Genomic DNA, 14,519 nt, shown 5'->3' with positions numbered 1-14,519 from the left:
ACCAAGGACAGTGCCATGAGTATTTCACAGACCCCATCTACTCCAGTTCCGAGCCATTCGCTTTTCAAGGCAGCACGCAAAGTCGCCACCTCGGCGATTGTGATCCTGACGACATTGCTCGGTCTACTCGTCATCACCTTCGTCGTCGGACGCATGGTGCCTGCCGATCCCGTGATCGCTGCCATTGGCGATCAATCGGATCAGGCGACATATGACCGCGTCTACAAAGAGATGGGCCTTGACCGACCGATATACGTGCAGTTCGCGAACTATCTCGGCAATGCCGTACAGTTGGATTTCGGTCAGTCGAATATCACCAAACAGCCCGTGGTTAACGATCTCGCACGAGTGTTTCCCGCCACGCTGGAACTGGCGACCCTTGCGACATTGATCGGTGCGGGTCTCGGTGTCCCGCTCGGCGTACTCGCCGCTGTCCGCAAGGGCACATGGGTCGACCATGTTGCCCGCGTCGTGGGCCTGCTCGGATATTCGACGCCGATCTTCTGGCTCGGCACGATCGTTATCCTGCTGTTTTACGCACAACTCGGCGTCATCCCGCCAGGCGGCCGGATATATGTCTATAACGAGGGGATTGTCGAGGCGTGGACGAATTCCGTTCTGATTGACAGCTTGCTGGGGGGGCATTGGGATGTCTTCTGGAGCGCGCTGCACCACCTCATCGCTCCGGCCTTGATCCTCGGTTATGCAGCGATGGCTTATCTCAGCCGCATGACACGCAGCTTCATGCTGGAACAGCTCCACCAGGAATATATCCTCACAGCCCGCGCCAAGGGTCTCGGCAAACGACCGATCATATGGCGGCACGCCTTCCGCAACATTCGTGTGCAGCTTCTGACCGTCGTCGCACTCGCGTATTGCGGCTTGCTAGACGGAACAGTGCTGATCGAGACGGTGTTCGCATGGCCGGGGCTCGGACAATACCTGACCTCCGCCCTGTTTTTTGCTGACATGAATGCTGTCCTCGGAAGCGTGTTCTTGATCGGGCTGATTTCAATCGCCATCAACTTCCTGTCAGACATCGCCTATCGCTTTATCGATCCAAGGACCCGGTGAGACCATGACAAAATCAGGTACGTTCTCAAACCTCCACACCTGGCTCATCAATGAGGAATTCAGTTCCTCGCGTCAGGCCCGCCTACACAACATCTATATCGCGTGGCTGAGCTTGGTTGCCAATCCGCTTGCTCTGGCAGGGTTCGTCGTTATCGTCTTCCTGATCCTCATGGCATCTCTGGCACCTTTCATGCCGCTTCAGGATCCGATCGCTCAGGACTTCATGAAAGCACTGCAAGCTCCGTCGTCCGCGCATTGGTTCGGCACCGACGAATTCGGGCGCGATGTTTTCGCTCGGCTCGTCTATGGCGGCCGCACCACGCTTTACATCGCCATTCTCGTGACCGTCATCGTCGGGCCGATCGGCTTCGTGATCGGTGCGACCGCAGGCTATCTCGGCGGATGGGTCGATGTCGTGCTGATGCGCATTACCGACATTTTCCTCTCTTTCCCAAGCCTCGTTCTCGCACTTGCATTCTCTGCAGCGCTTGGACCTGGCATTGAGAATGCGGTGATCGCGATCGCTCTGACGGTCTGGCCGCCGATTGCCCGCCTTGCCCGCGCAGAGACCTTGACTTTTCGCCATGCGGACTTCGTTGTCGCGGCAGAACTCCAGGGTGCCGGCATGGGCCGCATCCTCTTGCGTCACATCGTGCCACTCTGCGCGCCGTCCGTCATTGTGCGCCTGACGCTCAACATGTCGAGCATCATCCTCACTGCCGCAGGGCTCGGCTTCCTCGGGCTGGGGGCGCAGCCGCCGCTCCCAGAGTGGGGCTCGATGGCCGCATCCGGTCGCCAGTATCTGCTGGATGCTTGGTGGCTGACGACAGTACCGGGGATTGCCATCCTCGTCGTTAGCCTCGCTTTCAATCTGCTCGGCGACGGGCTGCGTGACATCATGGATCCTCGCAATGCATAAATCCACAGATACCATCCTGACCGTCGAGAACATGTCGGTCGAATTTCCGTCGATGTCAGGTGCAGTTAGAGCTGTCCGGGATGTCTCCTTCACGGTCGGTCGCGAGAAGATCGGCATCATTGGAGAATCAGGATCAGGCAAGAGTACGACGGGCCGTGCCATCATGCGCCTGCAACCGTCGAATGCGGTGGTCAAGGCTGATGGTCTTCAGTTCGAAGGCATTGACTTGCTTCGGGCCACCGAAGACGAGATGCTGTCGATCCGAGGCCGCCGCATCGCGATGATCCTTCAGGACCCTAAATATTCGCTCAATCCGGTCATGAGCATCGGCGAGCAGATATCCGAAACGGTGATCCTGCACGAACGGGCCTCGAAAAAGGAAGCCCGCGAACGGACGCTTTCCATGCTGGAACGTGTCCAAATCCGTGATCCGCAGCGTGTCTTTGATCTCTATCCGCATGAAGTCTCTGGCGGCATGGGACAGCGCATCATGATCTCCATGATGCTGATCGCCTCCCCTTCCCTGATCATTGCCGATGAACCGACCTCAGCGCTGGACGTTACGGTTCGCCAGCAGGTGCTTTCGATCCTCGATGATCTGGTAACGGAGAGAAATATCGGTCTGATTTTCATCTCGCATGACCTCAATCTTGTTCGAAGTTTCTGCGATAGGGTAATCATCATGTATGCGGGCCGTATCGTGGAAACGATCGCCGCCGCCGATCTTGGTCAGGCCAAGCACCCTTACACCCGTGGCCTTCTCAACGCACTGCCGAGCCTCGATCATCCACGTGACAGGCTGGAAGTGCTGCGTCGCGATCCCGCCTGGCTGGAGAACTGATATGCCCATGATCAAAATTGACCATCTCGCCGTATCATATGGCAGCGGCGACACCCTCATCAAAGTGGTGAAGGACGTTTCGTTCGAGGTCGCAAGAGGTGAGACTTTCGGACTGGTTGGCGAGAGCGGCTGCGGAAAATCCACCGTGCTCGGCGCGATCGCGGGTCGTAACAAACAGTGGACGGGTATCATGGAGATCGATGGCGAGACCCTCACCCAAAAGCGCACCCACGGACAGCTTGCCAAGCAACAACTGGTTTTCCAGGATCCGTTCGGCTCGATCCACCCGCGACACACGATTGGTCGCACCTTACTCGAGCCACTGGAAATCCACGGCAAGGACCGACGTCAAGATCGCATCGAAAAGGTCCTGACAGATGTCGGCCTGCCGCTCAATTTCCGCTATCGATATCCGCACCAGTTGTCGGGAGGACAACGTCAACGCGTCGCGATTGCCCGCGCGTTGATCCTCGAACCAAGTATCCTGCTTCTCGATGAGCCGACTTCCGCGCTAGACGTCTCGATACAGGCGGAGATCCTCAACCTGCTCAAGGATCTGAGAGAGCGTGAAAATCTCACCTATATCCTCGTCAGCCACGACCTCGCAGTCGTTGCCCACCTGTGCGACCGGGTTGCGGTGATGCAAAGCGGTGGTTTCGTCGAGATCGCCACAAGGCAGCAGTTGCTCGAAAATACGGTGAAGCATCCCTACACCCTCACGCTGATGGATGGCAGTCGCGGATATGTAGCTCGATCCAGAAAGCAAGGGGCGGATGCCGGTTTCACCGCAGGCTCCGCGGACATGGAAAGGCTGACCTGAGCTTGGTCAACTGGTTTTAAACAGGCGCTACATGCGTCAGTGACAATTTGAGTGAGACTATGATTCAGAACCCTATCCTGCCGGGTTTCCACCCGGATCCCTCGATCTGCCGGGTTGGGAACGACTACTACATAGCTGTCTCGACATTTGAATGGTATCCTGGCGTCCAGATCTATCATTCAACCGATCTTCGTGACTGGCGACTTGTGAAAAGACCGCTCGACCGAGCCGAGCAACTGGATCTCCGTGGGGCGCCGGATTCCTGCGGCGTCTGGGCGCCGTGCCTGACCCACGCAGATGGTCGCTTCTGGTTGATCTACACAGACGTCAAGCGCAAGAGTGGTTCATTCAAGGACTGCCATAATTATCTGGTGACGTCGGAAACCATCGACGGTCCTTGGTCGACACCCACCTATCTGAATTCCTCCGGCTTCGACCCCTCCCTGTTCCATGACGAAGATGGCCGCAAATGGCTATTGAACCTCACCTGGGACTACCGCGCCCGGCCCGCGAAGTTCGGCGGCATTTTACTGCAGGAGTACGACCATGAGCAGGGTCGATTGATCGGTCCGATCAGCAATATTTTCGCCGGCTCATCACATGGTCTCGCAGAAGGCCCTCACCTGTATAGGCGCGACGGGCGATATCATCTTCTGGTCGCCGAAGGCGGCACCGGTATGCGACACGCCGTGACAATGGCGCGCTCAAGTGAGATTGCGGGGCCATACGTGCTTCACCCAGACACCCATGTCGTCACCAGCCGGTTCCACCCCGATGCAAACCTCCAGCGGGCGGGTCATGGCGATCTGGTGGAAACGCCGAATGGCGACACCTATCTCGTTCATCTTTGCAGTCGACCGCTTCCAGGTATCGGCCGTTCGGTGCTGGGGCGGGAGACCGCGATACAAAAATGCGTCTGGGGCGACGATGGCTGGTTACGGCTGCAAGGCGAACCCTTCGTTCCGCAGGATACGGTTTCTATGTCCAGCAACACACAGCAGAAGTCTTTGTCCGAAAATGAACGTTATACGTTCGATCTGCAAACCGGCCTTCCGGACGCATTCCAATGGCTGCGGACACCCAATCCGGACCGACTGTTTTCACTCACGGCGCGACCAGGCTATTTGCGCATGTTCGGGCGTGAATCTGTCGGCTCTTGGTACGAGCAGTCACTTGTCGCACGGCGCCAGACGCTTTTTGACTTCGATGCCGAAACCGAAGTTGACGCCGATCCACAGAGCTATCACCAGATGGCAGGTCTGATTGCCTACTACAACAGCTTTGCGTACCATTATCTCTGCCTAACTCATGACGAAAACGCCGGTCGTTCACTTCAGCTCCTATATTGTAATGGTGCCTGGCCTGTAGGCAAAACCATACTGGCCTTGGACGAGGCGATTGCCGTATCGCCGGGGCCCGTGAAAATGCGGATAGAAGTCCGGGGAGCCGTCGCACGTTTCCTTTATTGGAAAGACGATGCCTGGATACGGATTGGGCCGCTGTTGGACCATTCCGCTCTTTCTGATGAAGGCGGAGAAGGTGAACACGCCAATTTCACCGGCGCATTTATCGGAATGGCGGCCAATGACACGAGTGGACAAGCTATGTGCGCAGATTTCTCGTATTTTATATATGATTCTGGCTCTTCCGTGCCATGTTGGGATACGAACCGGTGGCGAAATTATTCGCCACCGCACATTGACCAAGAAATTTAGAACGGGAGCAAATCCGCTATTTCGCAGGCGATTGAAACGGTCGACAAATCTTAGTTGAAATAGAAGGCGTAAGAAGCGAAGTTTCCCTCAAAGATCGAAGTGATCTGCCTCGATTGATCGTTGCTCATAGTGGGTCCGTCCTGAAGATAAGGTACTGTGGCAGGTCCGGTTATCCAAAGTATTAGATCGAAAGGTCGTGGATCGTCGAAAACCCTGGCAAGGTTGATACCCTTGTCAAAACGCCAATGCGGAACGAGAGTCTTACCGTCGAGAGCGGCTTCAAACTGCGACAACAAGGCGAGCCAAGCCTGAATGCGCTCTGGTGTGACCTCAAATGATGGGAGCACACCACTCTTCTGCTTTGGCCCAGGAAGCCATTCATGGTCGTCGTCCGTTTCCTGTTCGATTAAAGATGGACCTTAGCCGAGCTATCCGAGATAGGGTCGATTACGGTCCAGAATTCATCATGGATGTCTGTTCGTTGTTCGTAAGACCGTATGTCCTTCTTCTCGCGTGGGGTGGCTCGTCCTACACTGGTTTTCCGAGGGTTGCTCGGATGGGCCGAGCCGATCCTCATCACAGGAGGACGAGCCGTGGCAGATTATAGAGAAGCTTTTGTCGGAATCGATGTCGCCAAGCTGAAGAATGCGATTGCTGTTGCCGAATCTGGCCGGGACGGAGAGGTACGCTTTTTCGGCGAGGTTGATGCATCCGATGCCAGCATGCGCCGCATAATTCAGCGAATAGCCGCAAAGTTTGATCACGTGCATTTCTGCTATGAAGCCGGCCCGACCGGTTATGGCCTCTATCGGCTAATCCAATCCCTTGGCCATGAATGCATGGTTGTCGCCCCGTCATTAATCCCGAGGAAGCCTGGCGACAGGGTGAAGACGAACCGTCGAGACGCACTCGCGCTCGCTCGGCTATTGAGGGCCGGCGAGCTCACGGCAGTGTGGGTTCCCGACGAGGGCCATGAGGCTATGCGCGATCTTGTTCGGGCTCGAGCTGCTGCGGTCGAGACATTACGGGTTCATCGGCAACAGGTAAGTGCCTTTATGCTCAAGCATAGTCGCATCTATCCACGCAAGAAGGGCTGGACGATGCGATATCTATGCTGGCTGCAGGAGCAACAGTTCGATCACCCCGCGCATCAGATCGCTTTGCAGGAAATGGTCGAGGCGGTGCGCCTTTCGAAGGAGCGCGTCGAACGACTGGAGAAGGTGATCGAGGAGTTCATTCCGACCTGGTCGCTGGCCACGGTCGTTCGAGCTCTGCAGACGTTACGAGGGGTCGATTTGATCGTCGCCGTCACCTTCGCCACGGAGGTCGGCGACGTGACCCGATTTGAAAGTCCGCGCCAATTAATGGGCTATCTCGGCTTGGTTCCTGGTGAGCGATCAACGGGTGAGACAGTCAGACGGGGCTCAATCACCAAGGCAGGTAACGGGCGTGTTCGGCACATGCTGGTCGAGAGCGCATGGACATATCGCCATCCGCCGAAGGTTGGCGCGAGGAAGCTATACCGTCTGGAGCAAGCGCCGCCGAAAGTGCGGGAGATCGCATGGAAGGCTCAGTGCCGGTTAACGTCTCGTTATCGAACGTTGACCGGACGAGGAAAGCGAACGACGGTGGTTTGTACTGCCATTGCCCGCGAGCTGAGTGGCTTCATGTGGGCCGTTGCAAGGGAGGCGCAGTCGATCAGATCGTAGATCGCGCATCGAACTTGACCTCGCGCATGGGCGGGGGCGGAACAACGGCAGGGGAACACCCGTCAGACGCTTTGTGGCCGGCATTCGACCGACGCCCGCAGTAAGATCGGAATAGCCCCGGACGCACAATCGGGAATGCGGTAGCCAACCCGCGCATCAGAGCTTGATCACCGACGTCCTTGAGTTCCGCCTCCACCCATGCGCGATCATCATCATGCACAACCGTTTCTCCGGGACGGTAGTTTCCTCGTGCCCAAAGCATTGACAACGGACATCAGAGCGGTGTTTTCCTCGCACACTGACCAAGCTCGATTGGGCTTTCCGAAAAATGCCGCTACGGCATTGATGGCAAGAATGCGCCAATAGCTGTCATCGCATGGACGATGGACAAAAGTCGAAGCGCCCTAGCAAAAATATGAATTTCCACCTGTCTATGCTCTTGTTAGATATGACAAGCGACGGTTTGCTCGTTCCGTCTTCCTTGCAATATTGACAACGGAGTTATGTATGGCGGTACCTAGAGAAGACCTGCCCAATTTCGAGTATTTTCTCGATCCCATCGCAAACGGCTGCGTCGTGCCTGTGCTTGCGAAATGCCCATGCTGCGAAAAAGACCGGGAATTCATGTACTGCGGCCCGATATACTGCAAGGATAACATTCTGCACGTATGCCCATGGTGTATCCACAGCGGCGAGGCCACGCGGAAGTGGGATGCCTCTTTCAACGACGCCCATTCGATACCGAAGAACGTCCCGAAACACATTATCGACACGGTGTGCAACAGGACGCCCGGATTTGAAGGCTGGCAGACCAATCACTGGCTTTTTTCGGAGACGGACGCCATGATGTTCGTTGGCGAGATCGATGGGGTCACCTTGTTGGCCGAGGCGGACGATCTAAAAATAGCTGCCTGCCGGAGGGCGCTGGATGAATGGCACCTTTCCGAAGAATTCGACTTTGCGGAAATCACCCGAGGAGGTCAGCCGGCTGTCTATCTTTTCAGGGACAGACAATCCGGCGAGTACAGCGCATATGCTGACATGACCTGACGCACTCGAAGAGCGCCGTCGTTGTGAGTGGTACATCCAGCAGTAGCTCTGCGCCATTGACGCTCGCCATCTCCAAAGCTGCCAGTCTTCTCGTCAACCCGTCTCGGTCTATTCGGTAATGTCCCCAATGGGCCAACCGCCTCCACGGCGCAGAAGCGCCAATTGCTGCCATTCTCCAAAGTGTTTAGAAATGTCCGCAATCGAGTGCATTTCTGTGATGACAGCGAGTTTGATCCTTCGCTAAAGAGAGACACGAGAGGATTACAATGAACAATGTTGCAGGCCATATCCTTCTTCTCTCCGGCCATCCGGGTTCGGGTAAGACCACAACTGCCGACTCGCTAGCGCACCTGCCCGGTGTGCCGAAAGTCCATCTCCATTCCGATGATTTCTGGGGTTACATCAAGCACGGTCACATCAATCCTTGGCTTCAAGAGGCAGACCATCAAAACCGTATGATTATGCAGATCGCTGCGGATGTCGCAGGCCGCTACGGCCGCCACGGCTACTTCGTCGTCCTTGATGGAGTGGTGCGGCCAAGTTGGCTGCCTGCCTTCGAGGTTCTCGACCTGCCCCTCCACTATATCATTCTGCGCACCACCGTCACCGAAGCTGTGGAGCGCTGTGCTGCTCGCGGCGGCGATAGCCTCAGCGATCCGAAAGTAGTAACCGACCTTCACTCCCAGTTTGTCGATCTCGGGCCATACGAACCGCATGTGCTCCCCGTTAGCGGGCAAAACCCGCAAGAAAACCTTCGAGCTGTTATGGCGGCTGTACGGTCTAGTCGTTACCGCGTTCTCCAGTCGAATCTTTGAAAGGAGTGTGGTTTATCCCGGAGCATGCCAGAAGCGGGCTGTCGCCTTGCCACACCATTTCCGACAAACATACCACCTTCCAATTACCGCTTCTCTAATCGGGCATTGGGGTCAAGCTCTTTCTTTTTATCCTAGATGGCCTGATCGTCCACGCGGGTGATGCTTCTCTTCGCAGTCTGGTGGCTCAGTTTCGTTTGGAGCCGCTGCACGCATGAATGGGATCAGGGTCTGGAGAGCCTCGCTTATGGCACCCACTCCATGAGGCGAACCAAGGCAGCGCAGATTTACAAAAAGACAGGTAACCTGCGAGCCGTCCAAATTCTCCTCGGTCACACGAAGCTCGAAAGCACAGTTCGCTACCTTGGCGTCGAGGTGGATGATGCTCTGAGAGTCGCTGAGCAGATTGAGCTGTAGACTTCTGACCATCGGCGTTCGCCGATGGTCCCCCTCGCGCCAGAAGCCGACATTAGCCGACCACTAGGACATGGCGCAGTCGTGCAATTGCGGCAAAGCGTTACTTTTACCGAAGGCTTTTCACATCACGTGCTGGCGGTGTACCGAACGTCCTGGTGTATTCGCGCGTGAACTGCGAAAGGCTCTGATAGCCGACAGTAAGAGCGACAGCGCCTACGTTTCCAGGTGACGCAAACAGCATTCTGCGACCTTCGTAGAGCCGGATGTGCTTCTGGTACTCGAGCGGAGAGAGGCCGATGCTCGCTTTGAAGGCACGATGAAACGCGGATACGCTCATTCCTGCAATCCGCGCAAGATCATCTGCCCGGAACGGCGCGGCGTAGTTTACCCTGATCCATGCCACGGCGGCTCTGATCCGGGAGAAGCGGCTATCGATACTTGCCACCTGCCGAAGGATGGCACCCTGCGGCCCGAGGAGCAGTCTGAACAGGATTTCGCGTTCGAGCATGGGCGCCATCACGCCGATCTCGTGGGGCTTGTCTGCCAGGTGCAGCAATCGGGTCCAGGTATCAAGCAGGTCCTCACTCGCCTGATGGACACTGAAGGTTCGTGTGTCGCTCATCTCGGACTGGCCGCCGACGTCCCTTAATAGGTCCGCAACCGCCACACTGTCGAAAGTCAGCCTGAGCGCTAGGTAGGGTGCAGACGGACTTGCGTTAGCCACTTCCCCGACAACAGGAAGTTCCACGGAAGCGATAAAGGTGTCTCCCGGCCCGTATTCCAAAACCTCGCTCCCAATCGATAATCGTTTCCTGCCCTGCAGGATCAGGCTAACCAGGGGCTGGTAGATTTCCGGGAAGAGTTCGGTGGGCTCGGGAACGTTGAGGATGTCCACCCGCGGCACGCCTGTTCGGGTAAGTGTGCCTGTGGACTTCTTCAGCGCGGAATTCTTGAGATTGTCGATGATCTGACTCATACATGGCCAATCGCATAACGAGATCACCGGATCAATGCTGAAAGCAGAATCGTGCAAATAACAGGTCGGATCGGACACGCGAATAAATCGGCCTTGGTTTAATTCCTGCGACTGCCAGGCCCATGTCGGGGACCGTGCCTTGCAGCGAACAAGGATGCTTTCAATGGAATTAAGAGATGCCGTCGTCATGATAACGGGAGCGTCGTCCGGTATCGGCGAGGCCACGGCACGCGCGGCTTCCAAGGCCTGTGCGAAGATCGTCCTGCTCGCCCGCCGAAAGGAACGTCTCGCCGCGCTCGCCGAAGAACTGGGAAATGCTCTTGCAGTCGAATGTGATGTCACAAGGCCCGATCAGGTGGAGGCGGCAGTCCGCGCCGCGATCGAGGAGTTCGGCCAGATCGACGTTCTCGTCAACAATGCTGGACAAGGTCTCCATGCGAACATCGGCGACATTGCTGCAGATGACTTCCGGGCGGTGCTCGACCTGAACACGGTTGCACCGCTGGTCACGATGCAGGCGGTCATTCCGGGGATGCGTGAGCGTGGTCGCGGAAGCATCGTCAACGTGAGTTCAGGTGCGACGCTCGCAGTCTATCCAGGTTCCGCGGCGTATACGAGTTCGAAAGCGGCGCTCAACATGCTCTCAAGTGTCGCCCGCCTAGAACTCGCTAACTTCGGCATCGTCGTCTCCACGATCCATCCCTCGATCACAAACACCGAGTTCTACGGCTCGGTCAGGTCGGGAAGAGATATGGCGAAGGCGCAGGAGGCGAACACACGGTCGATGGCGCATTCTTCCGATCTCGTAGCCGACGCAATCCTTTCGATTGTTCGCAGCGGCGAGGCCGAACGAGACCTCGTCCCTGAACAGTACGGCGGAAGTTTCAAAGGCTAGGCGAAAGGGCGGCTCAAGCGTTGTCATAATGCCAGGTCAAGAAACAAGTCGACCATGATCGGCTCGCTGCGTTCTTGACCGCCCCAGCCGCCGGGCAAAGAGGTACTCAGCCGGCACCCATGTCGGCCGACGAGCCAACCGCTCTATGGTCCGGCAGCTAATGGCCAAATTCAGCCTTTGGCGGTAATGCGCCTCAACAAGCAGCTATCACGACCATTGTTTAAGAAACAACCAAATCAAAGCTCAAGCTGAGCAAGCGCTCGTCTAAGCGGCATGTCCGAAATCTGGATCGCACCAGCGAATGGGATATCCGGCATAGCCATCCACCTGCAGGGCGCTCAAAGACCTTGGTGATGCAAACTAACCCGACGCAACGACCGTGAAGTTCTACATTTCCCGTGCCTCTCTTGCGAATTGGCTCAGCTAACGGCGCGCTTCCTTCGGAATTCCAAGATCGCGCCAGAGCCAAGTGCCTCCTTGATCGTCGTCTCAACGAATGCCGACAGACCATCATGCCACGCCGCACGCCGGTCACTTCGCAGGTCAAGATAGACCCTTACATTTCCGGAAGGTCCGGTCATGCTGCCTCCACGTAAGCAACCAGCGACAATGCACCTCGCCATTCATGTCTCCTGCAACTTAAGCGACCGACGGATCAGCCCTGCTTGGTGTTAAGGCAGACATCTGCAGAAGCGCCGTAACTTCTGCTCGGGCTATTGGGCGCGACATCAGAAACCCCTGGATGTTATCGCAGCCCAACGTTTTCAATGCATCTCTCTGCTGGTTGGTTTCAACCCCTTCAGCCGTTGTCTGTAGCCCGTTGGCACGCGCCATCGCGATGATCGCTTCGACAATCGCGCTGTTCCGGCCCTCGCCCATCCCGGCGACGAACGACTTGTCGATCTTGAGCCTGTCGACGGTCACGCTCTGAACCCTTGAGAACGAAGAGTACCCGGTGCCGAAATCGTCGATTGCAAACCTTATCCCTGCCGCTCTCAACATCGCAATGTTTCGCTCCGTCTCCTCCTCACCATTGATGGCCAAGCTCTCTGTTATCTCGATTTCCAATCGAGCCGGTTCGATTCCCCATTTGGCCAAGGTAGAAAGAACCCGCAGTGGGTAGCCGGCGGAAGCGAGTTCGGAGGCGGATGCATTCACAGCGACACTGATTGAAGGCAACCCTCCGATCAGGCTGCACGCGTCCTCCAGGACATGAGCGCCAATCTTATTGATCACGCCGATCTCCTCGGCAAGCGGGATAAACATATCCGGAGCGATAGAACCTAGCTCTGGGTGTTTCCACCGCGCCAGAGCCTCGACCGAGCAAGGTTGCGAGCTGTCAGCAAAGTAGACCGGCTGGTAAACAACCTCAATCTGTGTCCCCGTTGACAACGCCTCGCGAAGATCATGCTCTAGTTTTCGGCGGGTGCGGAGTAGTTCGTCCATGTGATCACCAAATAACGCATATGTATTCCGCCCCGCAGCTTTCGCATGATAGAGCGCGATATCCGCCTGTCTCGTCAGCTCGACAGGATCCGCGTTCGCACCAGTTGCGATCGCCGCACCGACGCTTGCACCAATGGAGCCATTCACCCCGTCGATCTCAAAAGGCTCGCGCAGGCACACAACAATTTTGTCGGCAACGGCGGCGACCTCGGCGGCGTTCGTCCTCTCGAGCAAGACGGTGAACTCGTCGCCCCCGATCCGTCCGATCAGAGCGTCCGGAAGAACTTCCCTCATTCTCGCAGCAACGAGAGAAATCAGCCTGTCACCGGTTGGATGTCCATATGTGTCGTTGACCGCTTTGAACCGGTCGAGGTCAATGAAAAGCACGCTGAATACGTCCTCAGGCAATGCTTGCCTCAGCCGCCCCGCTAGCTCACTATTAAAATGAGCCCTGTTTGCGAGGCCCGTCAAAGTGTCGCGAAGCGCCAAATGTTGAAGTTCCCGGCGATTGGAATTGAGTTTCACCGAACGTCGCCAGATTCCATGTCCGGCTAGGCTGGCGGCGATGAATATGCCAATGACGGAAAGTCCGATGACCGGGAAGGTTGCCTGCAAAACGCTCCTGCCAGGTTCGAATGGATGCCAGTTAAAGTACCCTATCACTTTTCCGGACTTCGAGGTGAGAGCGATATGCGAATGGCGCTTGTCACCTGGCATCTCCTTTGTGAACTGCATCTCGGCGAACTGGTATTCGTTTCCTATTTCAGTCGGGAAGTCTCGATCCAGAAATCGTACCGAGACATGTTGGCTTTCTTCGCCCGCCTGCTGCTCGATCGCGCCGGTGTCAGACAGAATAGGTTTGACACTGACCACAGCAGGTCGCTCCCCTACATAGGTCAGATCACTCTCCCCGATTGACAGGACCTTGTCCGAAATGCCCTCTTGGTCTCCAGCGGCCAGTCGCTCGCGCAGCCGTTTCGCCAGCGGACTATAAGCCAGGCGGAGGTCTTCTGGTGACGCCTCGCTGGCTGATTTTGAAATATACTCATAAATAGGGAGGCCATTGGCCGAAAGCACAACGGCGGCATCATGGCTGAAGTAGGTGTTCATCCACTTCCCAAGGTTCACGTCAACCCAATCCTGATCAACGTCCTTCGTTTTGATCACGGCGTCGTCCCACACGGTGGCACTCTCTTGATCGTGAGCGACCGAAGATTGAATTTTTGAAACGATGAGGGTGGCTAGACCCTTCTGCCGTTCTGCGGCGACCTCGTCAATTTCGGCGGCAGACCAGTAAAGGGTGCCAAGTAGCAGTGCTCCAACCAAAGCGGACACGCTTGCCGGAAGGCCCCATTTCGCGAACCATTGTGACTGCCTAATCATGCGCCATCTGCCTTTTCGTTGGATAAAGCCTACAGCATCTGGATTAAGCCTGAGGGAATGGACAGAGTTAACGATCCTCTTTTCCTTCGCTACAAATCACCAGGCTTCATCACGATCGGTGAATTCACGGCAGCCGTTTACGTTCTCGACCGGCTGTCCGGTCACACCTTCACTTTGCTGCAGATGGGTCAGCATATTTTCCAGGCGATCGGCACGATCAAGGATGCCATGCCGATCACGACGACACCGCCCACGATCATCGACAAGCCGGGTGAGCAGAGCCTGATGGTGCCCAGCGGCGAAATCCGTTTCGACAGTATCAGCTTTTCCTACAAGGTGGGCAAACCCGTCATCGACAACCTCTTACTGACAATCCGGACTGGCGAAAAGTTCGGTCTCCCCGGCGCAGGCAAGACAACACTCGCAAGCCTGTTCCTGCGCTTCTACGATATCAACTAAGGT

Annotated in this window: 12 protein-coding genes and 2 pseudogenes; 11 read left to right on the top strand and 3 right to left on the bottom strand. The window is 56.4% G+C overall.

What is annotated here, in order from left to right:
• Window positions 1-15: 15 nt before the first annotated feature.
• From RMR21_RS22575 to RMR21_RS22535, 9 genes and pseudogenes are all read left to right on the top strand, one after another.
• Window positions 16-1,074 carry an ABC transporter permease gene (locus RMR21_RS22575; protein WP_498671692.1) on the top strand — a complete coding sequence of 353 codons (1,059 nt, stop codon included), beginning with the start codon at window positions 16-18 and terminating at the stop codon, window positions 1,072-1,074.
• A 4-nt stretch (window positions 1,075-1,078) separates the two neighbouring features.
• The gene (locus RMR21_RS22570; protein WP_498671690.1) at window positions 1,079-1,993 is read left to right on the top strand and encodes an ABC transporter permease; all 915 of its coding nucleotides are present in this window, start codon (window positions 1,079-1,081) and stop codon (window positions 1,991-1,993) included.
• Window positions 1,986-2,834, top strand: a complete 849-nt coding sequence (locus RMR21_RS22565) for an ABC transporter ATP-binding protein (RefSeq protein WP_498671687.1) — start codon at window positions 1,986-1,988, stop codon at window positions 2,832-2,834. The genes RMR21_RS22570 and RMR21_RS22565 overlap by 8 nt, the downstream gene beginning before the upstream one ends.
• 1 nt (window position 2,835) lies before the next feature.
• Window positions 2,836-3,654 carry an ABC transporter ATP-binding protein gene (locus tag RMR21_RS22560; RefSeq protein WP_498671685.1) on the top strand — a complete coding sequence of 273 codons (819 nt, stop codon included), beginning with the start codon at window positions 2,836-2,838 and terminating at the stop codon, window positions 3,652-3,654.
• 59 nt (window positions 3,655-3,713) lie between these two features.
• Window positions 3,714-5,369 (top strand): glycoside hydrolase family 43 protein, encoded by a 1,656-nt coding sequence (locus RMR21_RS22555; RefSeq protein ID WP_498671683.1) that lies wholly within the window; start codon window positions 3,714-3,716, stop codon window positions 5,367-5,369.
• A gap of 593 nt (window positions 5,370-5,962) precedes the next feature.
• Window positions 5,963-7,078 (top strand): IS110 family RNA-guided transposase, encoded by a 1,116-nt coding sequence (locus RMR21_RS22550; RefSeq protein WP_498671681.1) that lies wholly within the window; start codon window positions 5,963-5,965, stop codon window positions 7,076-7,078.
• A gap of 507 nt (window positions 7,079-7,585) precedes the next feature.
• Window positions 7,586-8,128 carry a CbrC family protein gene (locus tag RMR21_RS22545; RefSeq protein ID WP_498671677.1) on the top strand — a complete coding sequence of 181 codons (543 nt, stop codon included), beginning with the start codon at window positions 7,586-7,588 and terminating at the stop codon, window positions 8,126-8,128.
• Window positions 8,129-8,394: 266 nt separating this feature from the next.
• Window positions 8,395-8,943, top strand: coding sequence for an AAA family ATPase (locus RMR21_RS22540; protein ID WP_498671675.1), 549 nt, complete (start codon window positions 8,395-8,397; stop codon window positions 8,941-8,943).
• 234 nt (window positions 8,944-9,177) lie between these two features.
• Window positions 9,178-9,357: pseudogene (locus RMR21_RS22535) on the top strand (tyrosine-type recombinase/integrase); the annotation flags it as partial.
• Window positions 9,358-9,463: 106 nt separating this feature from the next.
• Here the strand turns inward: RMR21_RS22535 and RMR21_RS22530 are convergent.
• Window positions 9,464-10,333 (bottom strand): AraC family transcriptional regulator, encoded by an 870-nt coding sequence (locus RMR21_RS22530; RefSeq protein ID WP_498671673.1) that lies wholly within the window; start codon window positions 10,331-10,333, stop codon window positions 9,464-9,466.
• 163 nt (window positions 10,334-10,496) lie between these two features.
• Here RMR21_RS22530 and RMR21_RS22525 point away from each other — a divergent pair, with 163 nt between their 5' ends.
• Entirely contained in the window at window positions 10,497-11,228 is a 732-nt protein-coding gene (locus tag RMR21_RS22525) for an SDR family oxidoreductase (RefSeq protein WP_498671671.1), read from the top strand.
• A gap of 419 nt (window positions 11,229-11,647) precedes the next feature.
• Here RMR21_RS22525 and RMR21_RS22520 read toward each other — a convergent pair whose 3' ends face one another.
• Both RMR21_RS22520 and RMR21_RS22515 read right to left on the bottom strand, forming a co-directional pair.
• The gene (locus RMR21_RS22520; protein ID WP_498671669.1) at window positions 11,648-11,809 is read right to left on the bottom strand and encodes a hypothetical protein; all 162 of its coding nucleotides are present in this window, start codon (window positions 11,807-11,809) and stop codon (window positions 11,648-11,650) included.
• Window positions 11,810-11,867: 58 nt separating this feature from the next.
• The gene (locus tag RMR21_RS22515; RefSeq protein WP_498671667.1) at window positions 11,868-14,057 is read right to left on the bottom strand and encodes a putative bifunctional diguanylate cyclase/phosphodiesterase; all 2,190 of its coding nucleotides are present in this window, start codon (window positions 14,055-14,057) and stop codon (window positions 11,868-11,870) included.
• Between the two features lie 102 nt (window positions 14,058-14,159).
• On the opposite strand from RMR21_RS22515, the pseudogene RMR21_RS22510 reads away from it, so the two are divergent.
• Window positions 14,160-14,513: pseudogene (locus RMR21_RS22510) on the top strand (ABC transporter ATP-binding protein); the annotation flags it as partial.
• Window positions 14,514-14,519: the final 6 nt, after the last annotated feature.

Source organism: Agrobacterium sp. rho-8.1 (assembly GCF_033957725.1).
In the GTDB taxonomy this organism is placed as follows: domain Bacteria; phylum Pseudomonadota; class Alphaproteobacteria; order Rhizobiales; family Rhizobiaceae; genus Agrobacterium.
The sequence above is the reverse complement of the archived record's forward strand: the minus strand, read 5'-3'. Positions and strand labels throughout refer to the sequence as shown.

Bases quoted from the DNA above. Each gene is read 5' to 3' on its own strand.
- RMR21_RS22520 (WP_498671669.1), bottom strand. From the start codon at position 11,809: ATGACCGGACCTTCCGGAAATGTAAGGGTCTATCTTGACCTGCGAAGT.
- RMR21_RS22525 (WP_498671671.1), top strand. From the start codon at position 10,497: ATGGAATTAAGAGATGCCGTCGTCATGATAACGGGAGCGTCGTCCGGT.
- RMR21_RS22515 (WP_498671667.1), bottom strand. From the start codon at position 14,057: ATGATTAGGCAGTCACAATGGTTCGCGAAATGGGGCCTTCCGGCAAGC.
- RMR21_RS22570 (WP_498671690.1), top strand. From the start codon at position 1,079: ATGACAAAATCAGGTACGTTCTCAAACCTCCACACCTGGCTCATCAAT.
- RMR21_RS22575 (WP_498671692.1), top strand. From the start codon at position 16: ATGAGTATTTCACAGACCCCATCTACTCCAGTTCCGAGCCATTCGCTT.
- RMR21_RS22555 (WP_498671683.1), top strand. From the start codon at position 3,714: ATGATTCAGAACCCTATCCTGCCGGGTTTCCACCCGGATCCCTCGATC.
- RMR21_RS22545 (WP_498671677.1), top strand. From the start codon at position 7,586: ATGGCGGTACCTAGAGAAGACCTGCCCAATTTCGAGTATTTTCTCGAT.
- RMR21_RS22540 (WP_498671675.1), top strand. From the start codon at position 8,395: ATGAACAATGTTGCAGGCCATATCCTTCTTCTCTCCGGCCATCCGGGT.
- RMR21_RS22530 (WP_498671673.1), bottom strand. From the start codon at position 10,333: ATGAGTCAGATCATCGACAATCTCAAGAATTCCGCGCTGAAGAAGTCC.
- RMR21_RS22565 (WP_498671687.1), top strand. From the start codon at position 1,986: ATGCATAAATCCACAGATACCATCCTGACCGTCGAGAACATGTCGGTC.
- RMR21_RS22560 (WP_498671685.1), top strand. From the start codon at position 2,836: ATGCCCATGATCAAAATTGACCATCTCGCCGTATCATATGGCAGCGGC.